The sequence below is a fragment of the Pseudoxanthomonas indica genome (assembly GCF_900167565.1).
Lineage (GTDB): Bacteria > Pseudomonadota > Gammaproteobacteria > Xanthomonadales > Xanthomonadaceae > Pseudoxanthomonas_A > Pseudoxanthomonas_A indica.
Genome location: NZ_FUZV01000002.1, coordinates 1,341,925 through 1,365,374, shown reverse-complemented (window position 1 = coordinate 1,365,374; position 23,450 = coordinate 1,341,925). Strand labels below are relative to the sequence as shown.

24 protein-coding genes are annotated in these 23,450 nt (G+C 65.6%); 22 read left to right on the top strand and 2 right to left on the bottom strand.

The window, feature by feature from the left end; translation table 11 throughout:
* The first annotated feature begins 14 nt into the window (after positions 1-14).
* Positions 15-290, top strand: a complete 276-nt coding sequence (locus tag B5X78_RS16990; protein ID WP_079725942.1) for a polyhydroxyalkanoic acid system family protein — start codon at positions 15-17, stop codon at positions 288-290.
* On the opposite strand, the gene B5X78_RS16985 is transcribed toward B5X78_RS16990, so the two are convergent.
* On the bottom strand, positions 283-1,002 hold the full coding sequence (locus tag B5X78_RS16985; protein ID WP_079725941.1) for a DUF8198 family protein: 720 nt from the start codon (positions 1,000-1,002) through the stop codon (positions 283-285). The genes B5X78_RS16990 and B5X78_RS16985 overlap by 8 nt on opposite strands.
* 129 nt (positions 1,003-1,131) lie before the next feature.
* On the opposite strand from B5X78_RS16985, the gene B5X78_RS16980 reads away from it, so the two are divergent.
* The 4 genes from B5X78_RS16980 to B5X78_RS16965 all read left to right on the top strand — a co-directional run bounded on the left by B5X78_RS16980 (position 1,132) and on the right by B5X78_RS16965 (position 4,831).
* Positions 1,132-2,373: a patatin-like phospholipase family protein gene (locus tag B5X78_RS16980; protein ID WP_079725940.1), complete on the top strand. Its 1,242-nt coding sequence runs from the start codon at positions 1,132-1,134 to the stop codon at positions 2,371-2,373.
* Positions 2,374-2,570: 197 nt separating this feature from the next.
* A complete protein-coding gene (locus B5X78_RS16975; protein ID WP_079725939.1) occupies positions 2,571-3,176 on the top strand; it encodes a phasin family protein in 606 nt (201 codons plus the stop codon).
* Between the two features lie 258 nt (positions 3,177-3,434).
* Positions 3,435-4,370: a restriction endonuclease gene (locus tag B5X78_RS16970; RefSeq protein WP_079725938.1), complete on the top strand. Its 936-nt coding sequence runs from the start codon at positions 3,435-3,437 to the stop codon at positions 4,368-4,370.
* On the top strand, positions 4,355-4,831 hold the full coding sequence (locus B5X78_RS16965) for a group II truncated hemoglobin (RefSeq protein ID WP_079725937.1): 477 nt from the start codon (positions 4,355-4,357) through the stop codon (positions 4,829-4,831). The genes B5X78_RS16970 and B5X78_RS16965 overlap by 16 nt, the downstream gene beginning before the upstream one ends.
* Before the next feature lie 51 nt (positions 4,832-4,882).
* Here B5X78_RS16965 and B5X78_RS16960 read toward each other — a convergent pair whose 3' ends face one another.
* On the bottom strand, positions 4,883-6,871 hold the full coding sequence (locus B5X78_RS16960) for an SDR family oxidoreductase (protein WP_079725936.1): 1,989 nt from the start codon (positions 6,869-6,871) through the stop codon (positions 4,883-4,885).
* 142 nt (positions 6,872-7,013) lie between these two features.
* Between B5X78_RS16960 and B5X78_RS16955 the strand changes: the two genes are divergently transcribed.
* The 17 genes from B5X78_RS16955 to B5X78_RS16875 all read left to right on the top strand — a co-directional run bounded on the left by B5X78_RS16955 (position 7,014) and on the right by B5X78_RS16875 (position 23,426).
* Entirely contained in the window at positions 7,014-7,271 is a 258-nt protein-coding gene (locus B5X78_RS16955; RefSeq protein ID WP_079725935.1) for an acyl-CoA-binding protein, read from the top strand.
* Between the two features lie 3 nt (positions 7,272-7,274).
* Positions 7,275-7,901, top strand: a complete 627-nt coding sequence (locus B5X78_RS16950) for a TetR/AcrR family transcriptional regulator (RefSeq protein ID WP_079725934.1) — start codon at positions 7,275-7,277, stop codon at positions 7,899-7,901.
* Between the two features lie 171 nt (positions 7,902-8,072).
* Positions 8,073-8,927 carry a tetratricopeptide repeat protein gene (locus B5X78_RS16945; RefSeq protein WP_079725933.1) on the top strand — a complete coding sequence of 285 codons (855 nt, stop codon included), beginning with the start codon at positions 8,073-8,075 and terminating at the stop codon, positions 8,925-8,927.
* Entirely contained in the window at positions 8,911-9,570 is a 660-nt protein-coding gene (locus B5X78_RS16940; protein ID WP_139381609.1) for a hypothetical protein, read from the top strand. The genes B5X78_RS16945 and B5X78_RS16940 overlap by 17 nt, the downstream gene beginning before the upstream one ends.
* 668 nt (positions 9,571-10,238) lie before the next feature.
* A complete protein-coding gene (locus B5X78_RS16935) occupies positions 10,239-11,435 on the top strand; it encodes a flagellin (RefSeq protein ID WP_079725931.1) in 1,197 nt (398 codons plus the stop codon).
* A gap of 81 nt (positions 11,436-11,516) precedes the next feature.
* Positions 11,517-12,665 carry a flagellin gene (locus tag B5X78_RS16930; protein WP_079725930.1) on the top strand — a complete coding sequence of 383 codons (1,149 nt, stop codon included), beginning with the start codon at positions 11,517-11,519 and terminating at the stop codon, positions 12,663-12,665.
* Between the two features lie 86 nt (positions 12,666-12,751).
* Positions 12,752-13,957, top strand: a complete 1,206-nt coding sequence (locus tag B5X78_RS16925) for a flagellin (RefSeq protein WP_079725929.1) — start codon at positions 12,752-12,754, stop codon at positions 13,955-13,957.
* 231 nt (positions 13,958-14,188) lie between these two features.
* Positions 14,189-14,599 carry a YidH family protein gene (locus tag B5X78_RS16920; protein WP_176140895.1) on the top strand — a complete coding sequence of 137 codons (411 nt, stop codon included), beginning with the start codon at positions 14,189-14,191 and terminating at the stop codon, positions 14,597-14,599.
* Positions 14,600-14,821: 222 nt separating this feature from the next.
* Positions 14,822-15,079 (top strand): SymE family type I addiction module toxin, encoded by a 258-nt coding sequence (locus B5X78_RS16915; RefSeq protein ID WP_079725927.1) that lies wholly within the window; start codon positions 14,822-14,824, stop codon positions 15,077-15,079.
* Positions 15,080-16,331: 1,252 nt separating this feature from the next.
* Complete coding sequence (fliD, locus tag B5X78_RS16910; protein ID WP_079725926.1) at positions 16,332-17,693, top strand: flagellar filament capping protein FliD; 1,362 nt, start codon at positions 16,332-16,334, stop codon at positions 17,691-17,693.
* Positions 17,694-17,742: 49 nt separating this feature from the next.
* A complete protein-coding gene (gene fliS / locus B5X78_RS16905) occupies positions 17,743-18,159 on the top strand; it encodes a flagellar export chaperone FliS (protein ID WP_079725925.1) in 417 nt (138 codons plus the stop codon).
* Positions 18,160-18,162: 3 nt separating this feature from the next.
* Positions 18,163-18,465, top strand: coding sequence for a hypothetical protein (locus B5X78_RS16900; protein ID WP_079725924.1), 303 nt, complete (start codon positions 18,163-18,165; stop codon positions 18,463-18,465).
* A 3-nt stretch (positions 18,466-18,468) separates the two neighbouring features.
* Positions 18,469-19,053 (top strand): PilZ domain-containing protein, encoded by a 585-nt coding sequence (locus B5X78_RS16895; protein ID WP_079725923.1) that lies wholly within the window; start codon positions 18,469-18,471, stop codon positions 19,051-19,053.
* 218 nt (positions 19,054-19,271) lie between these two features.
* Positions 19,272-19,904 (top strand): response regulator, encoded by a 633-nt coding sequence (locus tag B5X78_RS16890; protein ID WP_079725922.1) that lies wholly within the window; start codon positions 19,272-19,274, stop codon positions 19,902-19,904.
* A gap of 262 nt (positions 19,905-20,166) precedes the next feature.
* A complete protein-coding gene (gene rpoN, locus B5X78_RS16885) occupies positions 20,167-21,576 on the top strand; it encodes an RNA polymerase factor sigma-54 (RefSeq protein WP_079725921.1) in 1,410 nt (469 codons plus the stop codon).
* 10 nt (positions 21,577-21,586) lie between these two features.
* Positions 21,587-21,967: a response regulator gene (locus B5X78_RS16880; RefSeq protein WP_079725920.1), complete on the top strand. Its 381-nt coding sequence runs from the start codon at positions 21,587-21,589 to the stop codon at positions 21,965-21,967.
* Entirely contained in the window at positions 21,960-23,426 is a 1,467-nt protein-coding gene (locus B5X78_RS16875; RefSeq protein ID WP_079725919.1) for a sigma-54 dependent transcriptional regulator, read from the top strand. Before B5X78_RS16880 ends, B5X78_RS16875 begins: the two co-directional genes overlap by 8 nt.
* Positions 23,427-23,450: the final 24 nt, after the last annotated feature.

The following is a 23,450-nucleotide window of genomic DNA, read 5'->3' as shown; positions in this document are numbered from 1 at the left end:
TTCGGAGACCCGCCATGGCCAGCATCGACATCCTCCACGATCACAGCAAGACGCCGGCGCAGGCGCGCAAGGCGGTAGAGGATGTGGCGCGCAAACTCTCCGAGCGCTTCGACATGGATTACGCCTGGGTGGGCGACACGCTCAAGTTCAATCGCTCCGGCGTCGACGGCCGCATCGCCCTGCTGCCCAAGCAATTGCATGTCACCGCCGATCTGGGTTTCCTGCTGTCGGCGATGAAGGGGCCGATCGAATCGGAGATTCGCCGGGTGCTGGACGAAAAGTTCAGCTGACGTCGAACGGGGCCGCGTGCCCCGCAAACAACCCGCACGAAACTTCCCGCTCGGTCTGCTCGATATCGCGCACGAATGCACGGCCATCGCCCAGTGCCGAGAACGCGGCAAAGCCGCGCTCCAGGAACCCCTGCAGCTCTCCCAGCCCGGTCGCCCGCGCCGGCCCCCGCGAGAGCTTGAGCAGGGTCATCACCCCGCGCATCCGCACCGCCTGCGCCAGGCCCACGCCCAGCCGCGCGATCAAATCGATTTGCCGCTCACGCACGTCCTGCTGGCCCACCTGCCGGTAAGCCTGGCCATACAGCGCCGCATCCAGCCGTTTGCGGCGCGGCGCCAGCGCCTGCAGGGCCTGCGCCATGTCCAGATCCAGCGCATGCGTCAACGCGCCCAGTTCGATGGCGTCGGCCACGGTGTCCAGCACGGCCGCGGGCAGCAGGCGCTGCATCATCGGAATGACCTTGGCCACATTGGCATCGCGCTGGCTGAAGTCGTGATCGCCATAGACGTCGGTCAGGAAGAATCGCGCCGCGCCGCCGCGCTCGGGGTCGGCCAGGAAATGGGAAAAGCTGTCCTCCAGCCGCGCAGCCTGCCAGCGCCGCAGTTCCGCTAGCCAGGGCAACGCATTGCGCGGCTCGCGCCGGGGATCGTGCAGGGCTTGATGACGGGTGAGCTGCCGGGCCAGGCGCTCGCTGACGGATGGGGTGGCAGCCATGGGGGCGATGATCCCGGCCCGGCCGTGAAGGCGCAAGCCATGCCCCGGCGATCCTCTGCCAACGCGATGCTTTAGGGTCGGCCGGCGGACGCAGGCTACACTCGCCCCAGACTTGCACCCGGGACCGGCATGCTTTCACTCCACAGCGCCAAACAGCGTGGCAACGGCGGCCGCATCGGCCTGGCCATTGCCGGCGGTGGTCCCATTGGCGGCATGTACGAACTGGGCGCACTGCGCGCGCTGGACGAGGCGCTGGACGGCCTGGATCTGACCCGTCTGGATTGCTACGTGGGCGTGAGCTCGGGGGCGTTTCTGGCCGCGGGCCTGGCCAATCGCATGAGCACCGCCGAGATGTGCCGGATCTTCATCACCGGCACCAGCGACGATGCGCAGTTCCGCACCGAGACCTTCCTGCGCCCCAATGTCGACGAATACCTGCGCCGCGTCGCCAGCCTGCCCGGCCTGTACGCGCAATGGGGCAAGCGGCTGCTGCGCAACCCGCGCAAGGCGGTGCGCTGGTCGGATTTGATCCTGCGCTTTGGCGGGCTGGTGCCCACCGGCCTGTTCGACAACACCGGGGTGGAAGCCTTCCTCAGCGATGTCTTCAGCCGCCGTGGTCGCAGCAACGATTTCCGCAAGCTCGATGCCGACCTGTTCGTCGTGGCCGTGGACCTGGATACCGGCGAAGCGGTGCGCTTCGGCGAACCCGGCTGGGACAACGTGCCCATCTCGCAGGCCGTGCAGGCCAGCGCCGCCCTGCCCGGCCTGTACCCGCCGGTGGAAATCCGCGGCCGCCATTATCTGGACGGCGCCCTGCGCCGGACCATGCATGCCTCCACCGTGCTAGAGCGCGGCATCGACCTGATGATCGGCATCAACCCGCTGGTGCCGTTCGACGCCACCCGCGCCACGCCGCAGCTGGATGAGGTCGAGCAGGTGGGCCTGGCCAGCGGTGGCCTGCCGGCGGTGCTCTCGCAGACCCTGCGCACGCTGCTGCAGTCGCGCATGCAGATTGGCCTGGAGAAGTATCCGCACCAGTTCCCCAACATCGATCAGCTGGTGTTCGAACCCAACGCCAACGACAGCGAGCTGTTCTTCACCAACCTTTTCAGCTTCTCCTCGCGCCACCGCGTCTGCCAGCTGGCCTACCGCAACACTCTGGCCGACCTGCGTCGCCGCGCCGACGTGCTGGAACCGATGCTCGCCGCCCACGGCGTCAAGCTGCGCCGCGACATCGTCAACCAGAAGAACCGCTCGATCCTGGCCGGCCTGGACATCGTCCCGCGCATGACCGACACCACCGCCCGCCTGCGCCGCGCACTGGATGATGTGGAGCAGTTCATCGCCAGCCAGCGCGCAGTGGCGCGCTGATCAGGGCTTTTCAATGCCCCCTTTGTCAAGGGGGCAAGTTTGCACGCATGTGCGAACGAAGGGATAGGCAATGCGCGACGGGGCCCGAAGTTTGCCACGCAAACTTTGGGGAGTTCGGGCTTCGCCCGAACTCGTGTGAAAACTCTAGTGGAACGACGAATTCTCAACTCACATTCCACAGCACCGACGGGATCACCATGGCCACGTTGAAGAAGTCCGCCCGCAAGAAGACCAGCAAGAGCAAGGCCGCAGAAGAAGACAACCTGCAGGCCCAGGCTCAGCGTCTGTCGAAGAACCTCAGCGAATCGGCGCAGCAGGTCTGGCTGGCCGGCGTCGGCGCCTTTGGCCGCGCGCAGGCCGAGGGTGGCAAGCTGTTCGAGACCCTGGTCAAGGAAGGCCTGAATCTGGAACAGCGCACGCGCAAGCTGGCCGGTGGTCGCGTCGACGCCGTGCGCAATGCGATGGAGCAGACCGTGGGCCAGGCGCGCGAACGCGCCACCGACACCTGGGATCGCCTGGAAAAAGTCTTCGAAGATCGCGTGCAGCGCGCCCTGCGTCGGCTTGAAGTCCCCAGTCGCGAGGATCTGAGCGGCCTGCTGGATCGCGTCGACTCGCTCAATGCCGAACTGCGTCGCCTCAGCGGCCTGGGGCCGGTGGCCAAACGCGCGGCCAGCAAGCGCAACGTCAAGAAACCGGCAGCCGCGCCCGCCAAAAAGAGCGTCCGCAAACCCACCAAAGCCACCACGGCGGCGCCGCGCAAACGCACCAGCACGAAGCGCACAGCGCGCAAAGCCACGACGTGAACGCACCGTTGCAGTGCGTTGACTGAAAAACAGGAAAGTTTTGTTGCATGGCAGCATGCAACGCGCAACAATCCCAATCGCCCGCCAGTCCAGCGAAGTACGTATGCTCCCCTCCCCTTACGGCTTCGGACTGGCGGGCTTTTTTGTGCCCGCGTTTCGCGTCGCGGCCAGAAATGACCCCGGCGCGTACAGGTTGACGTCACCCGGACGCTCTCGTTCCCTCTAGAATCTGCGCCTTCATTCGAACGCGCACTTTCCATGCTCTTCTGGCTGTCCGGTTTGGCCATCACCCTGTTGTCCGGCATCGCCGCCAGCCTGTACCTGTGGCTTGTCCGTCGTCGTAACGACGAGATCGCCAGCGGCCTGCACGCCCTGTCGGGCCTGCGCTGGCGGGAATTCTCCAAACTGGTGCTGGTGGCGATGCAACGCCGCGGCCTGAGCCTGGAGACGCGCGGCGATGAAGCCCGCGATCCGCGCAGCACCTTCACCCTGCGCCAGGGCGAACGCCACTGGCAGCTGTCCTGCAAGCACGGTTCGGCCTACCGCATCGGCGCCGCGCCGGTGGAAGAACTGGCCGCCAGCGTGCGCCTGTCCGGCGCGGCGGGCGGCATCCTGGCCACCGAAGGCCGGGTCGAGAAGGAAGGCCACGAGGCCGCGCGCAGCCGCAATATCGAAGTCCTCGACGGACCGGCGCTGTGGGACGCGCTCAAGCCACTGATAGAAGACGACCTGCGCCACGATCTGGTCCAGCAGGCCAAGGCGCGCGCGCGCCGCCATATCGGCATCGCCTGGCTGGCCGCGTTCGCGCTGGGTGCGGTCGTATCGACCGCCCTGGCCAACTGGTGGATCAACGAGGGCCCGCGCCCGGCGGCGCCCGCCGAAGTCGCCCCGGCGACCACCGCACCGGCCGCCACCCAGGCCGTGGACACCTATCACGAACCCAGCGAGGCGGAACTGGAAGACCAGCGCCTGGCCATCTCGCGCGAGCTGTCGCATACGCCCGGCGTGATCCGCGGCGTCTGGCAGACCCGCCTGACCCTCACCGTGGACTACGACGGCAACCCGGATGCGATCTGGCCGCGCATCTGCGAGCAGGTCGAGCGCTACCCGGCGCTGCGCACGGTGCGCGTGCAGTTGAATCCGCCCAAGGGCAGCACTGATCCGATCCGTTGGCGCCAATGCAAGAACATGTAACGCCGGCGGCTGCGGGCGCCAGCGACAACGACGCCGCCGAGACAGACACGTCCCCAGCCGCCACACCGTATCTGCGCATCGGCGGCGAAGCTGGCCTGCGTCGCTTCACCGTGCGCATGTACGCGCTGATGGACAGCCTGCCCGAAGCCGCGGCCGTGCGTGCACTGCACCCGGACGAGTTGTCGGGCAGCGAGCAGAAGCTGTTCGAATTCCTCAGCGGCTGGCTCGGTGGTCCGCCCCTGTTTACCGAGCGCCACGGCCCGCCGATGCTGCGCGCGCGCCACCTGCCGTTTGCGATCGACATGGACGCGGTCAGTGGCTGGCTGGCCTGTTTCCACCAGTCGATGCTGGAAAACGTCGACGACGCCGAACTGCGCGAGTTCCTGTGGAGCCGCATCGAGCCGCTGGCCCTGCATATGCGCAACCAGCAGGCGCTGCCGGTGGGATTGGGTCGGGGCTGAAGCCCCTCCTACAAGGCCACCCGATCCGGATGGCCACCTTCCGCCGCATGCCTACCAATGCACGCCGCGCATCAGCGAGGCGAAGGCGATCTGTTCCTGGCTGGGCGCGGCTTCCTTGAGCGCCTTGCGATCGCCCTTGGCCGCGGCCGAATCCGGGAACAACTCGAACGCCGTGCTCATGATTACTTCGTAGGCCTTGGGCGCCACCGCATTGATCAACGCGGCAAAGATGCCCAGGCGGGTGGCGATGCGGCTGGGCTTTTCGATGATGCCGCGCACCACCAGCTCCGCTGCCTCTTCCGGCGACAGGGTCGGGATGCTGTCGTACATCTTGGTCGGCGCGATCATCGGCGTCTTCACCAACGGCATGTTGATGGTGGTGAAGCTGATGCCCTTGCCTGACAACTCGCCCTGCGCGCAACGGCTGAACGCATCCAGCGCCGCCTTCGAGGCCACGTAGGCCGAGAAGCGCGGCGAGTTGGCCAGCACGCCGATCGAGCTGATGTTGATGATGTGGCCCTTGCGGCGCTGGGTCATGCCCGGCATGAAGCCCATGATCAGGCGCAGGCTGCCGAAGTAGTTCAGCTGCATGGTCCGCTCGAAATCGTGGAAGCGGTCGTAGCTCAGTTCGATGGAGCGGCGGATCGATCGGCCGGCGTTGTTGATCAGGATGTCGACGTGGCCATGTTCGTCCAGCACGGTCTTGATCAGGCGATCGCAGTCGGCCATGTCGGCCAGATCCGCGGTGTAGGCGAAGACCTTGCCGCCCTTGGCCTTCATCGCATCGCGCGCCTTGAACAGTTCATCCTCGCCACGCGCCACGATCAGCGTGATCGCGCCGGCCTCGGCCACGCGCTGCGCGGTGGACAGGCCGATGCCCGAGGAACCACCGGTAATCAGCACCACCTTGTTGCGCACCTTGCCCTTGAGGCTGCGGTCGATGAACAGATCCGGGTCCAGGTGGCGTTCCCAGTAATCCCACAGGCGCCAGGCGTAGTCGTCCAGCCGCGGCACGCTGATGCCGCTGCCCTTGAGCGCGCGTTCGGTCTCGCGGCTGTCGAAGCGGGTCGGATAGGTGATGAACTTCAACACCTCTTTCGGAATCTTGAAGTCGCGCAGCAACATGCCCACGAAGCGCCGGATCGGCGGCAGGTTGCCCACCGCCGCGCGCACGCCGCTGGGCACGAAGGCGAACATCCGCGCGTCCAGGCGCATGGTCATCTCCGGCGCGTGGCCGGCGCGGCAGAAGGTGTTGAGCACCTCGCCCACCCGCAGTGGCTCCGGATCGGTCAGATGGAAGGTATGCCCGTCCAGCTTGGGCTTGTGCGCGATGTGATCCATCGCATCGGCGACAAAGTCCACCGGCACCAGATTGATGCGCCCGCCCTCGATGCCCAGCACCGGCATCCATTGCGGCAGCAGCTCGCGCAGTTTCTTGATCAGCGAGAAGAAGTAGTACGGCCCATCGATCTTGTCGATTTCGCCGGTCTTCGAATCGCCCACCACCATGCCGGGCCGGTAAATCCGCCACTTGATGCGTTTTTCCTGGCGCACCAGCGCTTCGGAATCATGCTTGGTACGCAGGTAGGGATCGTCCAGGCCCTCGGCTTCCTCGAACATGTCCTCGCGGAAAATGCCCGGATACAGCCCGGCCGCGGCAATCGAACTGGTGTGGTGGAACACCCCCACCTTGAGCGCCGCCGCCAGGTCCAGCGCGTGGCGGGTGCCGTCGATGTTGGCGATGCGCTGGGATTCGGCGCTGGCGGTCAGATCGTAGATGGCCGCCAGATGGAAGAAGTGTTTGACCTTGCCGGCCAGGCGGCGCACCTGCGCCGGCGTCAAGCCGCAGCGCGGCTGGCTCATGTCTCCGGCCATCACGCTGATGCGCTTGAGGTCCCAGCCGGATTTCTTCGCCACCGCGTCGAACTTCTTCTGCGAGTCCGGCCGCACCAGCACATACACCGTGCCCTCGCGCGCGAGCAGCCTGGAAACCAGATAGCGGCCAATGAAACCCGTGGCGCCGGTGACGAAATAGCTCATGGAGTGCCGTCCCGTGTTGGTGGCCCGGCCCCTCCGCCGGTCCTGCGGCCAACATGCCAGAGCCATCGGCCAACGACAATCCCGCTGATTGACCGCCCCAGTTCCGCGTGGTCTGATGCCGGCCAAACGGGAGGACGTTTCCATGGCCGATCTGCAAAACGCATTCGAACAGGCATCCAAGGATATCCAGGGCCTGTCCGAGCGTCCGGACAACGACACCTTGCTGCGTCTGTACGCGCTCTACAAACAGGGCTCGGAAGGCGACGTCAAAGGCGACAAGCCGGGCTTCTTCGATTTTGTCGGCACCGCCAAGTACGAGGCCTGGGCCAAGCTCAAGGGCACCGCGCAGGCCGATGCGCAGAAGAAATACGTGGACCTGGTGAAGAAGCTGACCGCCTGAGCCGTGGCGCGCGACACCCGCCAGCGCATCCTGGACGCCTCGCTCGGCATGTTCAACGCGCAGGGCGAACCGCACGTCACCACCAACCACATCGCCGACGAGCTGGAAATCAGCCCGGGCAACCTGTACTACCACTTCCGCAACAAGGACGACATCATCGAGCAGCTCTTCGGCCGGTTCGAAGAGCGCATGGATGTCGCCCTGACCACGCCCGGCGATCGCCTGCCCGGGCTGGAGGACATCTGGCTGCAGCTGCACCTGGTGTTCGAGTGCATCTGGGACTATCGATTCCTGTATCGCGATCTGGTCGAGATCCTCAGCCGCAACCGGCGCCTGCGCATCCGCTTTGCGCGCCTGCTCAAGCGCGCCGACGAAAGCGCCCATGAGGTGATGCGCGGCCTGGGCGTGGCCGAGGTGATGCGCGCCACGCCGGCGGAACTGGCCGCGACCGCCACCAACATCCTGGTCATCGCCACCTTCTGGCTCAACTACGCCGCCGCGCGCGGCGATCGCAACGAACAGCGGGCGATCCGCGATGGCATCGTGCAGGTGATGATGCTGCTGGCACCGTTCCTGCGCGAAGGCGAGCGCGTGCATCTGCATGGACTGATTGCCGCCTACCAGCGCTGAGTCATCGGCGTGGTCCGCCCCGCACGGCGGTTATCTGGCCTTTGCCGGGCGCAACCTGCGTTCCAGTTCCTGTCCGGTCCTAGCAGAAACACCCGCGCCTGCTGCGTGGCAGGACTTGCCAGTGACTGGCCCGGCGGCCATGCTCGGGCCACCTTTGGGAGGAGGAACAACATGGCCGGCAAAAGCAGTGCGTGGAAGGCGTTTCCCTTCCCCAACCCCGGATTCGCCTACCACGGCGACGCCCTCAAGAAGGCCTGGCCGGCCTTGCACGGCGGCGACGCCGAACCGTTCCCCGACGCCAAACGCGCGCAGGCGCTGATCGACGCTGCCGGCAAGTCCGCCAAGAGCAAGGACGCTGCCGGCCTGGCCAGCGCACTGCAGGACGCCTGGCGTGCGTTCCATCGCGGCGATTTCCAGCAGGCCTACGACGCCGGCGTCGCGCTGGGCCCGATCGGCACGATGGTGGCGATCAAGTCGCTCGGCATCCATGCCACCTACCTGGTCGACAACGAGGCCGAGAAGCTCAAGCGCTTCGAACAGGCCGCCAAGCTGGCCGAGGCCGCGATCAAGGCGCTGCCGGACGAACCCAGCAGCCACTACGGCCATGCGTTCGCGCTGGGTCGCTACAGCCAGGGCCTGAGCATCGTCAAGGCGCTCAAGCAGGGGATTGCCGGCAAGGTCCGCGACGCGCTGGAAACCACGCTGGAACTGGCGCCCAAGCATGCCGAAGCGCATACCGCGTACGCGCTGTACCACGCCGAGATCATCGACAAGATTGGCGCGATGATTGGCGGGCTGACCTACGGCGCCAAGGCCGCGGAGGCCGAGTCGCACATCAAGACCGCGCTCAAGTTGACGCCTGAGGCCCCGATCACCCACATCGAACACGCCAACGTGTTGTTGCTGCTGTACGGCGAGAAGAAGGAAGACGCGGCCGCGAATGCCTTCGAGAAAGCAGGCAAGCTGAAGCCGCGTGATGCCATGGAAGCCCTGGATGCCGATTACGCGAATGCGCAGCTGGAATAAGCCGCAGGGGTGTGCCTCCCTCGCCACGGCGATGCTGATGGCGATGGGCGTGTCGTGCATGCAGGTCGCCTGGGCACAGCAGCCCAAGCCGACGACGCGCGCGACGGCGCCGGTAACGGGCGCAGAGCCCGCGCGTGCGGCCACGCCTGCTGCCGTGAACGACGACACCGGGGATGCCTTGATCGATGCGCTGACCTGCCGGAGTGACAACGTCGCCCTACCCGGCCTGCTGTCGCGCTTGCGGCGCGAGCGGCCCGACGAGTTCGTGCAGACGGATCGCCAGTATTCCAATCCGGCGATGGATCTGTATCGGCTGGATTTTCCGGTGCATGCGTGGGGCCATGTCAGCGATGCGGTGGTGATTACCGGGAATCGCGTGTTGATGGTGGTAGCGGGGCCGATTGATGCCGCCACCAAGCGCTTGGAAGAACGGCTGGCTGATAGTGCTGCGCAGCCGTTGTCCGGTGCGCTGGATGATCAGCATGCGTTGGTGATCTACGAGGAAGAACGTCCCGGCTTGCAGCAGCGCGTCTTGATCGGTTGCGAGTATCGGCTGCAGGGGTTGTCGTTGCTCGACAATCCCGAGGATGCCTGGCGGGTGCCTGTGCCCTCTGCTGCGGCTGACAAGGTCGCTGTGCCTTGAGGTTTGAGCGTTGTTCTGCTTGTGAGTGGGAGCAGGCCCTGCGCAACAGCGCCTGGAATCCACATAGGTGCGACCTGAGACGGTAGCGGTAAGAGCTCCAGTCGCTGTTGCGCAGGGCCCGCTCCCACTCTCCCTACATCCCATTGTCTGATCGAACAGCAGGTAGCGCTCGCGCTGCGCGCATCGCTTCGCCCCCACCCCAGCCCTCCCCCGCTTCGCAGGGGAGGGAGCAAAACGCTGCGAGCGTTGTGTTCATTGGCACCGCAAGAACAAAACGCTGGCGATGTGTCCAAGCGGGGTCAGGCCCCTGGCGGCAGGGACAGGAGCTCTTACCAGGAGAGTTTCAGGTCGAACAAATGTGGATTCCGGGCCCTGCCGACAGGGGCCTGGCCCCGCTACCCCGCCAGCCACCCGGCTTTTACAACCGGGAAAACAGAAAAGTATCCGCCCCTAAAGTTCTCCCGGGAGCTGCCGAATAAGGCGGCCCCGGCGCACCCGAAACTGCACGAATTCCCTAGCACCAGCGCGATTTTTTCGTCAACTGCCCTAAAGGTTTTTCTGGCAACGCCGTTATCCCTTTCGCAAGCGAGGGCTGACTAGCCAAACAAAAAACCGGCAGCACCCTCTTTCATCCACGCCGGGAACCTAAACAAGAGGAGACGACCCAAATGGCACAGGTAATCAACACCAACACGATGTCGCTGAACGCTCAACGCAACCTGAGCACCAGCGGCGCTTCATTGGCCACCACGATCCAGCGCCTGTCTTCGGGCCTGCGCATCAACAGCGCGAAAGACGACGCGGCCGGTCTGGCCATCTCCGAACGCTTCAGCACCCAGATCCGCGGCCTCGACGTCGCCGTGCGCAATGCCAATGACGGCATCTCGCTGGCCCAGGTCGCCGAAGGTTCGCTGACCGAAATCGGCAACAACCTGCAGCGCATCCGCGAACTGGCTGTCCAGTCCGCCAACGCCAGCAACTCCAGCTCCGACCGCGCCGCACTGAACGCGGAAGTGAAGCAGCTAACCGCGGAAATCGACCGCGTGGCCAAGCAGGCCGACTTCAACGGCACCAAGCTGTTGGATGGCTCCTTCACCAGCCAGCTGTTCCAGGTCGGCGCCAACGCCGGCCAGGCCATCGCCATCGACAAGGTGGTCGACGCCCGCGCCTCCACCCTGGGTGGTTCGCAGTTCGACAGCGGCACCCTGGCGCTGACCGCCGCCGCTTCAGCCACGGCCGACGTCACCATCAGCGGCCTGAGCATCACCGACAGCAAGGGCGTGGTCACCACGTTCCCGGACCTGACCGTGAAGAGCGCAGGTTCGGTGGCCGCCACCAACCAGGCCGCCGCCAAGGCCGTGGCCGCGCACATGAACGCCAAGCTGGGCGAAACCGGCGTGTACGCCGAAGTCGATGCCGCCGGCACCGGCCTCAAGCTGACCTCGGTGGAAACCAGCGTCAACAACGCCGGCGCGTTTACTGCCTTCGGCGTGGCCATCACCGGTGGCACCTACACCGCCACGGCGGCCGCCACCAGCCAGATTCCCAAGTACGTCACCGACCTGGACATCACCACCTTCGCCGGCGCCCAGCAGGCGCTGGAAATCGTCGACAAGGCCCTGACTTCGGTCAACGGTTCGCGCGCCGACCTGGGTGCCATCCAGAACCGCTTCACCTCGGTCGTGGCCAACCTGCAGACCAGTTCGGAAAACCTGGCCGCCTCGCGCAGCCGCATCCGCGACACCGACTTCGCCAAGGAAACGGCAGAGCTGACCCGCACGCAGATCCTGCAGCAGGCCGGTACCGCCATGTTGGCCCAGGCCAACCAGGCGCCGCAGAACGTAATGAGCTTGCTGCAACGCTAAACCTCGCGTCCCCGGCGGCACGGCGGGGAATCGTTGGAACTTTCGTCCCCCGTGCAATAAACGCCTCTGGAGTCAAATTTCATGGCACAGGTAATCAACACCAACACCATCTCGCTGAATGCCCAGCGTAATCTGGGAACCAGCGGTGCATCGCTGGCCACCACGATCCAGCGTCTGTCGTCCGGCCTGCGCATCAACAGCGCCAAGGATGACGCCGCCGGTCTGGCCATCTCCGAGCGCTTCAGCACGCAGATCCGCGGCCTCGACGTCGCGGTCCGCAACGCCAACGACGGCATTTCGTTGGCGCAGGTGGCCGAAGGTTCGCTGACCGAAATCGGCAACAACCTGCAGCGCATCCGTGAGCTGTCGGTGCAGTCGGCCAACGCCACCAACTCGTCGTCTGACCGCGCCGCGTTGAATGCGGAAGTCAAGCAGCTGACCTCGGAAATCGATCGCGTCGCCAAGCAGGCCGATTTCAACGGCACCAAGCTGCTCGACGGCTCGTTCACCAGCCAGCTGTTCCAGGTCGGCGCCAACGCCGGCCAGGCGATCGCCATCGACAAGGTCGTTGACGCGCGCTCGGCTTCGCTGGGCAACGTTAAGTTCGCCGCCGACGTCACCGGTACGGCCATCGCCACTGCCGCTGCCGACGGCAGCATCAGCGGCCTGACCATCAACAGCATCGCCATCGACAAGGTGGACTACAAGAACGGCGCCACCGGTGCCGACATCGCCAAGTCGCTGGCCACGGCCATCAACGCCAAGATGGGCGAGTCCGGCGTGTACGCCTCGGTCACCGCGGATCAGGTCACCCTGAACTCGGTCAAGGCCGGCAAGGATCTGGTCGTCGGTGGCACCATCACCGGCACCGGCCTGACCGCCGCCACCACCACCGCGGCCGCCACGGCGACCGCTTCGTTCGCCAAGGACCTGGACATCACCACGTTCGAAGGCGCGCAGAAGGCCCTGGAAATCGTCGACGCTGCCCTGACCTCGGTCAACAGCGCCCGCGCCGACCTGGGTGCCGTGCAGAACCGCTTCACCTCGGTGGTTGCCAACCTGCAGACCAGCTCGGAAAACCTGGCCGCGTCGCGTAGCCGCATCCGCGATACCGACTTCGCCAAGGAAACCGCCGAACTGACCCGCACCCAGATCCTGCAGCAGGCCGGTACGGCCATGCTGGCCCAGGCCAACCAGGTGCCGCAGAACGTGCTGAGCCTGCTGCGCTAATCGCGCAGAGCATCGGGGCGGACACTTTCCCCGTCCGCCCCGATCAGGCACCCACCTAGCTATTCACACCGCCTAAGGAAAATCTCATGGCACAAGTCATCAACACCAATACGATTTCGCTGAATGCCCAGCGCAATCTGGGCACCAGCGGCGCCTCGCTGGCCACCACCATCCAGCGCCTGTCCTCGGGCCTGCGCATCAACAGCGCCAAGGACGACGCCGCCGGTCTGGCGATTTCCGAACGCTTCAGCACCCAGATCCGTGGCCTGGACGTTGCCGTGCGCAACGCCAACGACGGCATCTCGCTGGCCCAGGTCGCCGAAGGTTCGCTGACCGAAATCGGCAACAACCTGCAGCGCATCCGTGAGCTGTCGGTGCAGTCGGCCAACGCCACAAACTCGTCTTCGGATCGCGCTGCACTGAACGCCGAAGTCAAGCAGCTGGCCTCGGAAATCGACCGCGTCGCCAAGCAGGCCGATTTCAACGGCACCAAGCTGCTCGACGGCTCGTTCACCAGCCAGTTGTTCCAGGTCGGCGCCAATGCCGGCCAGGCCATCGCCATCGACAAGGTCGTCGACGCCAAGGCCGGTGCACTGGGCGGCGCGATGTTCGCCACCGCCACCTTCACCACCGCCACTCCGGCCGACGGCGTGACCGCGCTGAAGATCGCCGGCATGCAGCTGACCAACGCCGACGGCGCCGCTGTCACCATCGACACCGTCGACGTGGCCGCACAGGGCACGGCTGCGGCCACCCGCGACGCCGCTGCCGGCGCGCTGGTCACCGCGATCAACGCCAAGATGGGCGAGACCGGCGTGTTCGCCGAGCTGGGCAGCGCTGGCGCTATCAACCTGACCTCGGTCAAGGACAGCGTGGGCAGCAACGGCGCGTTCAAGGGTATAGCCATTGAAACCGGCACCTGGACCGGCGGCACCGCCCCGACCGACGTCGCCGCCAGCACGGTGGCCACCACCAAGCAGTACGCCTCCAACCTGGACATCTCCACGTTCAAGGGCGCACAGCAGGCGCTGGAAATCGTCGACAAGGCGCTGACCGCCGTCAACAGCGCGCGCGCTGACCTGGGTGCGGTGCAGAACCGCTTCACCTCGGTGGTCGCCAACCTGCAGACCAGCTCGGAAAACCTGGCCGCCTCGCGCAGCCGCATCCGCGACACCGATTTCGCCAAGGAAACCGCCGAACTGACCCGCACGCAGATCCTGCAGCAGGCCGGTACGGCGATGTTGGCCCAGGCCAACCAGGTGCCGCAGAACGTGCTGAGCCTGCTCCGCTAGTTCTCTCCTGTTTCACGTATCTCTGTCGCATACGGACGGATTCGTCTCCCTCCGTCTTGGCAGTACCCAGGCCCCTACCGGATTCGGTGGGGGCCTTTTTTTTTCGGGGCCTGCGTGTGCTTCTGCGTAGTTTTACGCACGGCGGCTAAGCAGAATTTCAGATGCCTGCCGCGCCCCCAACTGGGAATGTGTCGACTCCGGACGTCGACCAGCGCCCTCGCACACGTCGCCATGAACACTCCCGAAGATCCAAAGCGGCCCGCGGACAATCCGCACCTGGCCAATGATCTTGCGCGTGGCCGCACCCACATGGCCAACGAACGCACCCACCTGGCCTACCTGCGCACCACGGTGTCGCTGATTGGTTTTGGCATCACCATCAACCGCTTCAGCATGTACCTGGTGCAGAACAATGCGGCGCCGGAAGGAAAACTGTTGCTGCGCGACGCCGGCAATGCAGGCCTGGGCATGGTGATACTCGGCCTGGCGCTGCTGGTGTGGTCGCTGTTCCGCTACTGGAAGGTCACCAAAGACATCGATGCCGGCGTAAGCGAATCCGGCCACAAGGCGACGCTGGGATTCAGCATCGGATTGCTGGTGCTGGGCGGCATAACCGCCCTCTGGCTGTTCCTTCCCCATTGATCGCCGCGCCGGCACACGCCGAGGCATTTCCCTACAGCGCCTCCGGATTTTCGGCCAGCTCACGGCGGGCACTTTCCTGATATTCCTTCGCCTGTCCCACCCGCTACGGTGGGCCTGCCAGCTGGCAATTCATCAAAGAAACGCCACGGCAAAAGAGCGCGGGCCGCAGGTGCGAGAACACCTACGACCCGCTAACCACCAACAGCAACCAAGGTACCGTCAATGGCTAACTCCAATCCTAAAACACGTCCAAGCAAACAAGAACGCATCCTGACCATCAGCACTTCGGGCTATCAGCCGCCTGACATCGACGACCCGCTGCGCACTATCGTGATCAAGAACTGGGAGGAAGCCCGCCCTTACGTATCAGTGCCCTATATCCGCCTCAAAGGCCAATGGCTGGAGCAGGCTGGATTCCACCGCCGCCAGCGGGTCCGGGTGGCGGTAGGCCACGGGAGGCTGGTCATCACCCACGCGTAAGCGCACCAGGCTCCGGCCCGGTGAAGTGCACCCCAGACCTGGGACACCCGTCCAGACTCTGGGGTGTTTTCATGACGCACAGGGTCAGCGAGCCGTTGAGGCCCGACGTAATCCGACGAGGCGCACGAGGCGAAAACCCCCCGGCGAGCCTGGCGACAGCCCATCCCCAACAACCGCAGGGGCTCCGAGCACGAACCGCAAGGTAAATTGCTTCGCGCACGATGCTACGAGCAGCACTGGCGAAGCATTTTGCTTCGCGCACGATGCTCCGAACAGCACAGGCGAAGCAATTTGCTTCGCGAGCAAAGCTCCGAGCAGCACCGGCAATGCAATGTGCTTCGCGCGCTGTGCTCCGAACTCCACGTGCAAAGCATTTAGCTCCGCGTGCAGAGCATTCTTCCTTGCACGCAAGGCTTTCAACCTTGCGAGCGCCCCTTCTTCCTCCACCGGCAACGCTTTTTGAATTGCGGACGGAGCTGCTCACCTTGCACACGGACCTTTCCGCCTTGCGCCTTGCGCCTTGCGCCTTGCCCTTGCGCTTGGCTTCGGCTTCGGCTTTGGCTACGGCTACGGCTACGGCTTTGGCTTTGGCTTCGGACTTGGCTTCGGCTTTTCGGCTTTCGGGCCCCGTTAGGAGCGGTGGAGGCGGAGCGTAGACCCGCAGGGCGCCGCACATGGATGTGCGGCGTTTTTGGCCGGCACAGGATGTGCCGTCCAAAAATCAGCTCCGCCGCCACGGACCCCCACTGCCTTACCGTGGGGGCGCGACGTCCGGGGTGTGCTTTCTTTTGGTTACTTTTCTTTGCACAAGCAAAGAAAAGTGACCCCCCGCGGGGAGCGCGCGAAAACAAACCCACCCAAGACCCACCGCGCCAGCGCCAACGAACCGAAGAGCCAAAAGCCCTCGTTAGCCACATTCAGGTCAGCAAGCGATACCGGATTCGGGCGATCTACGGGGTTCGGGGCTGGCTCCTAACAGACGCATGTCTGGTCAGCCCCTCCTACAGGGGGCGGCCACATTCCCTGTCACCCGCCCACGCCCCCCTTTGGCACAAACCCTGCATCCCCTCCCCCGAGCCCGCATTTCTCACTGACCAGGGCCCAAGCCCCGGCAGTGGGAGACGGAGAAATGCGGGCCTAAAGATCGGCGTGCCGTGGCCGCTACCACTACACGGGTCAGCACGACATTCGCCTGCGAATGTCATGCCGGCCCCCACGCCCTTTTCCGCAAAAGGGAACAGGAGATCCTTCAATGGCAGACTATTCGCTCGGTTACGGTGGTATCGGCTCCGGCCTGGACATCACCGGCATGGTGGAAAAACTGGTGGCCGCCGAACGCGCCCCGGCCGACTCACGCCTCAACCGCATCGAAACCGGCGCCAAATACAAGATCTCCGCCCTCGGCACCGTCAGCTCCGCCTTCAGCAACCTCGAAACCGCCCTCAAGGCCCTAAAAGCCAGCGACGCCTTCGACAACCGCGCCGTCAAAGTCGGCACCGACGCCACCCTCGGCGCCACCGTCGGCAAAGGCACCCCCAGCGGCATCTACAACATCGAAGTGCTGGACCTGGCCACCGCCAACAAATGGATGGCCAACACCGCCGTGGCCGCCGACCAGACCTTTGGCGCCGGCAAGTTGACGCTCACCGTGGCCGGCGAAGCCATCGAAATCTACATCGCCGAAGGCGCCCGCCTGGTCGACGTGCGCAGCGCCATCAACGACGCCGCCCGCAGCAAGGGCGTGCAGGCCAGCGTCATCACCTCCAATGCCGGCCAGTTCCTGTCCATCGGCTCGGACAAGACCGGCGCCGCCAACACCGTCAGCCTGAGCTTTTCCGAAGGCGGCAGCGACCTGCAGGCCCTGGTCACCAGCATGGAAGAACGCGTGCCGGCCGCCGACGCCCGCATCTCCATCGACGGCCTGGAAGTGACCGCCGACAACAACAAGATCACCGACGCCGTGCCCGGCATGGTGCTGGACCTGAAGACCAAGGGCACCAGCGTGGTCACCGTGTCCAGCGACCTCACCGCCAGCCGCAAGCTGCTGCAGGACTTCGTGACCGCGTACAACGCCGCGATCACCTCCATCAACACCGCCACCAAGTACGACGCCGAAAACGACACCCCCTCGGCCCTGACCGGCGATGCGCAGATGCGCAGCGCCTCGGGCCAACTGCGCGGTTTGCTGGGCAACCTGCTCAGCGACCTGTCGGCGCAGGGCCTGGATGCCAAGACGCTCGGCCTGCAGACCAAGGGCTACCCGTCCTCCGACGGCACCCTGGTGCTGGACGCCACCAAGTTCGACGCGGCCATGACCGCCGACCCGGAAAAGATCCGCAACGCCTTCACCGGCGACACCGGCTTTGCCGCCAAGTTGCAGACCGCCGTGGGCAGCTACATCGGCACCGAAGGCGCGTTTACCCAACGCACCAATTCGCTCAACGCGCAAATCAAGGACGTCACCAGCCAGCGCACCGCGCTGGAAGCCCGCATGGAAGCCGTGGGCAACCGCTACAAGGCGCAGTTCGTCGCGCTGGACAGCATGATTTCGCAGATGAACACCACCAGTTCCTACCTTTCGCAACAGTTGGCCGCTTTGGCCGCCCAAACCTGAGTGATTCACCCGCGCCCCGCTGGACGCGGGGAACAGGAGATAAACCGGAATGTCAGCCCAGTCTTACGCCGCGCAGTACCGCAACACCGGCATCAGCAGTGCCGTGATGGAAGCGGACCCGCATCGTCTCGTCGCCTTGCTGCTGGCCGGTGCGTGCGAACGCATCCGCCTGGCCGAGGCGTGCATGGAGCACGGCGACCTGGCCCGCAAGGGCAAGGCCATCGGCGAAGTCTGCGCGATCATCGGCCACCTCAACGGCTCGCTGGATCATGAGGCCGGCGGCGAAATCGCCGGCAGTCTGTCGGCGCTTTACGACTACCTGCAGGGCCGCTTGACCGAGGCCAACCTGCACAACGATGCCTCGGCCCTGCGCGAATCGCTGGAATTGCTGGGCGAGATCGAATCGGCCTGGAACGCCATTCCGTCCGAACAGCGCCAGCGCCCCGCCATGGCCCACGGAGCCTGATCGATGCCGCCGGTCGCCCTGGATGATCTGTTCGCGCAGTTGCAGACCATGCACGCGCAGCTGCAGAACGGCGAACTGGAGTCGGTGCAGGTGCTGTTGAACCAGCATGATCGCGACGTGCGCGATTTCATGCACGCCGCGGTCGGCCGCGATGCCGGCGCCGATGCGCTGGGCAACTTGCTGTATGCACAATTGCAGTTGCAGGATCGCCTGCGCGACGCCCGCGATGAGGCGGCCCGGCAGATGCGTTCCACCCAACAGGCCGGCCACGCGGCCCGCGCCTATCTGGCCACCTCGGGGGGTTGAAGCATGGTCGCGCAAGTGCCGGTTCTGGATCACCCCGCCGAAGCCGAACTGTTTGCCGATGTGCTGACCTGCGAGGCCTGGCTGCCGGCCGGTTGGCGCGGCGGCGATCGGCAGTTGCCGCCGCAGGCCGGTGAAGCGCTGCTGCGCTCCATCGCCACCGCCGAAGACGCCCGCAGCAGCGACGAGGGCGACGAACGCAATGAATTGCCGCAGGCCTTCCAGCGCCTGGAAGCCAAAGTCGATCTGATGCTCAACCTGATCGGCCGCCTGGCCCGGCAACAGGCCGATGCCCTGCCCCTGCGCGCCGTGCGCTGGTCGCACAACGGCCTGCGCATCGACAGCATGCAAGCCTGGAACAGCCATCTGGGCGATGCCGGCGTGGCCTTGATCGAGCCGGCCAGCTGGCTCAGCGATCACCTGGAACTTCCCGCCCGCGTGATCGGCGAACTCGCCACCACCGACGGCCAGCATCATCTTTGGCTGCGCTTCGCACCGCTGAGTCCGGGCCTGGCCGAAGCGCTGGATCGCCACCTGTTCCGCCTGCACCGCAAGCAGATCGCCGAAGCCCGGCAAGCCCGACAAGGCTGAGTCTTCGCGCATTACGCTTTGCCGGCTTTGCCATGCTGCGGCGTACTGGCGACTTCGTGCACGTGCTGGTTGTGCGTCAGTCGCCAGATTTCCGGCACGCGAAAACGTTATTTGTGATTGGCATCCCACTTTCACGTCTCCGTCACTAAACTCACATTGGCGGGATTCCGGCAGACCGTTATCGTCTCCCCATCCCCCGCCGCAGTTGTTGGTTCTCCGTGCGTGTTTTGATTGTTGATGACCACACTCTGGTTCGTGCCGGCATCGGCCGACTGCTGCAATCCGTCGCCGACGTGGATGTGGTGGCCGAAGCCTCCGATGCGCAGCAGGCGCTTGACCTGGCGGCCATCCACCGCCCCGACCTGATCCTGCTCGACCTGTCGCTGCCCGACCGCAGCGGCCTGGATCTGCTCAAGCCGCTCAAGGAGATGCTGCCGCTGACCAAGGTGGTGATCATGTCCATGCACAACGATCCCACCCAGGTACGCAGCGCGCTGGATCGCGGCTGCGCCGGCTTCATCGTCAAGGAAGCCGCGCCGATGGAACTGGAACTGGCGTTGCGCGCCGCCGCCGCCGGCCAGGTGTTCCTGAGCCCGCAGGTGTCTTCCAAGATGCTCGCCCCGCTGCTCAATCCCTCGCGCCCCACCGGCATCGAGGCGCTCTCGCCGCGCCAGTTGCAGATCCTGCGCAAGCTGGGCGGCGGCATGAGCAGCAAGGAAATCGCCGCCAACCTGGGCATCAGCGTCAAGACCGTGGAAACCCACCGCGCGCGGATGATGGAATCGCTGGGCTGCCGCCGCGCCAATGATCTGCTGCTGCTGGCCGCGCGCCACCAGAACGACCTGGTCTGACACCCCACCATTGGCCTACACCTTGCAAGGTGCTGTGCAGCCGCGGCCTGTTCCCCGCAAGTCCCCGTGGCCATTGGCTTTCCCGCGCCAGCCCGATGACGTTTTCCCCGACGCAAGTCCGGCGCTGTAGGTAAAACCCCGACACCCGCGTCGGGAACGTACTGATAAAGATCAGAAACCCCCCGATTATTTTTCCGCCACCGGCGGCGCAATCTTTCTCCACGGCGACGGACTACCGGCGCTGCCACGGGGATAGAGCGAAATGAAGACGGGGATGACCGCGCAGCTGGGCCAACAGCTGCACCTGACGCCGCAACTGCTGCAGTCGATTCGCCTGCTGCAACTGGATGGCCTGCAGCTGGAGCAGGAAGTCCGCCGCGCGCTCGACAACAATCCGCTGCTGGAACTGGACGAAGAAGCGCCCGCCGCCGAATTGGCCGGCGACTCCGCCGACGCCGCGCTCGACACCGCCGCCTTCGACGAACTGCCCGAGTCCTCGCTGTGGGACGTGGCCCGTTCGAGCTGGCAGGACGGCGACGACGATCGCATGGCCAATATCGAAGCCGGCGAATCCTCCGACCCGCAAGTGCGTGCACTCACCGCACTGGCGCTGGAGATGGACCGCGACGCCCTGGCCATCGCCGCGTTCTGGCTGGAAAACACCGACGATTCCGGTTACCTCAGCGACGACGTCGCCGTGCTGGCCGATGCCGCCGCCGAGCGTTTCACCATCAGCAAGACGCATGCCGAAAGCATCCGTCAAAAAATCCTGCACGGCGAATGCACCGGCATGGCCGCACGCGATCTGCGCGAATGCCTGCAGGTGCAACTGACCGCCCTGCCCGGCCGCGTGCCGGCACGTGCGATTGCCGCGCGCATCCTGGCCGAAGCGCTGGAACTGCTGGCCGCACATGACGAGCAAGCACTGGCCCTGCGCCTGAATCTGGATGTGGAGCAGGTGCGCGAAGGCATCCGCCTGATCCTGTCGCTGCAGCCGCGCCCGGCCGACACGCTGGCGCCGGCCGCCACCGGCTATGTCATCCCCGACGTGGTGGCCTGGCACGCCGATTTCTCCTGGCGCGTGGCCTTGAACCCGGCCACCACCCCGCGCGTGTCGGTGTCGCCGATGCACGAGCGTGCGCTGGAACAGGCCGACCAGAGCGAAGGTGCGCGCAAGCTGCGCGAGATGCTGCAGGAAGCCCGTTGGCTGACCCGCGGTCTGTCGATGCGCTACGACACCCTGATCCGCACCGCCCGTGCGATTGTCGAACGCCAGGCCGGTTTCCTGGCCCACGGCGACGAAGCCATGGCGCCGTTGACGCTGAAGGAAATCGCCGACGAAATCGGCATGCACGAATCCACCATCTCGCGCATCACCACCGGCAAGTACATGCAGACCCCGCGTGGCACCTTCGAGTTGAAGCATTTCTTTGCGGTACGCCTGGAAGGCGCCAACGTCTCCGGCCCGGCCGTGCGCGCGATGGTGCGCCGGCTGATCGAGAGCGAGCCGATGGCCAAGCCGCTGGCCGACGAGGCCATCGCCGGCCTGCTCGCCCGCCAGGGCATCCATGTGGCACGCAGAACTGTGGCGAAGTACCGGGAACAGCTCGATATCGCTCCCGCCCGCGACCGCCGCCGGGGTAACGTGTCCGCTTTGGCCAAGGCCGGTTGAGGACATAGGGATGAGCAAGATCACCGTACTGCTGGTGGACGACCACGAAGGCTTCATCAACGCGGCCATCCGCCACCTGCGCAAGCTGGACTGGCTCGACATCGTCGGCCGCGCCAACAACGGCCTGGAAGCCATCGAACGTTCCGAATCGCTGCGTCCTGACGTGATCCTGATGGACCTGGCGATGCCCGAAATGGGCGGCCTGCAAGCCACCCGCCTGATCAAGACGCAAGACCAGCCCCCCTTCATCGTCATCGCCAGCCACTTCGATGATGCCGAACACCGCGAACACGCCAATCGCGCCGGCGCCGATGAATTCGTCAGCAAGCTTTCCTACATCCAGGAAGTCTTGCCCATCCTGGAAAAGTTCCGAGACAACCGCCATGTCTGAATCACGAATCCTCGTTCTCGATGCCGACAACGCCCGCGCCGTGCGGGTGACGGATCTGCTCGAGTTCATGGACCTCACCCCGCGCTGGGCCGCCGAAGCGTCCGACATCGACATCGGTCGCCATCGCCCGCACGACTTCATGGCGGTGATCGTGGGCAAGGTGGAAAGCGGTTCGACCACCAGCGCCTTCTTCAACTGGCTGGCCAGCGCTTCGCTGCCGCCGCCGGTGCTGCTGCTGGACGGCGAGCCGGGCGCCTTCGCCCAGGCCCATGGCCTGCACGAAGCCGGCGTCTGGCCGCTGGACACGCCCATCCGCCACGCGCAGCTGGAAGCCTGCCTGCGCCGCGCCAGCCTCAAGCGGCTGGATACCGAACACCAGGCCCAGTCGGTGCACAGCAGCGGCCCCACCGGCATCAGCCCGGCGGTGACCCGCCTGCGCCGCCTGATTGATCAAGTGGCCGCGTTCGACACCACCGTGCTGGTGCTGGGCGAATCCGGCACCGGCAAGGAAGTGGTGGCGCGTTCGGTGCACGAGAACTCGCCGCGTCGCGACGGACCGTTCGTGGCGATCAACTGCGGCGCGATTCCGCCGGACCTGCTGGAAAGCGAACTGTTCGGCCACGAGAAGGGCGCCTTCACCGGTGCGCTGAGCGCACGCAAGGGCCGCTTCGAAATGGCCGAAGGCGGCACCCTGCTGCTGGACGAAATCGGCGACATGAGCCTGCCGATGCAGGTCAAGCTGCTGCGCGTGCTGCAGGAGCGCAGCTTCGAGCGCGTCGGCGGCAACCAGACCATCCGCTGCAACGTGCGGGTGATTGCCGCCACCCACCGCAACCTGGAAGACCGCATCAAGGACGGCGCCTTCCGCGAGGATCTGTTCTACCGCCTCAACGTGTTCCCCATCGAGATGCCCGCCCTGCGCGAACGCCTGGATGACCTGTCGGCACTGGTCAGCACCCTGGCCGTGCAGCTGGCCCGCACCGGCCGCGGCGAAGTGCGCTTTGCCGAGGAAACCCTGCAGGCGCTGCGCTTCTATCCCTGGCCGGGCAACGTGCGCGAGCTGACCAACCTGGTCGAGCGCATGGCCGTGCTGCATCCGGGGGGCCTGGTGCGTGTCAGCGACCTGCCCAAGCGCTACCAGCCGGAGAACTACCAGGCCGACGTGCCGGCGGTGGTCTTCGACGAAGCCGCCGCCGTGGCACAGGCGCCTGCCGTGGCCGGCGACGCCGCCGCCCCGGCCAGCGCCGTGGCGCAGATGGATCGCCTGCCGGAAGACGGCCTGGATCTGCGCGAGCACATCGCCCGCATCGAACTGAACCTGATCCGCGACGCGCTGGACCGCGCCGGCGGCGTGGTCGCCCATGCGGCCCAGCTGCTCGGCCTGCGCCGCACCACCCTGGTGGAAAAGCTGCGCAAGTACGGGGTGGAGCGGGAAGAAACGCTGGTGACGGAAAACTGACCCGGGGCCGCTGACCGGAACGGC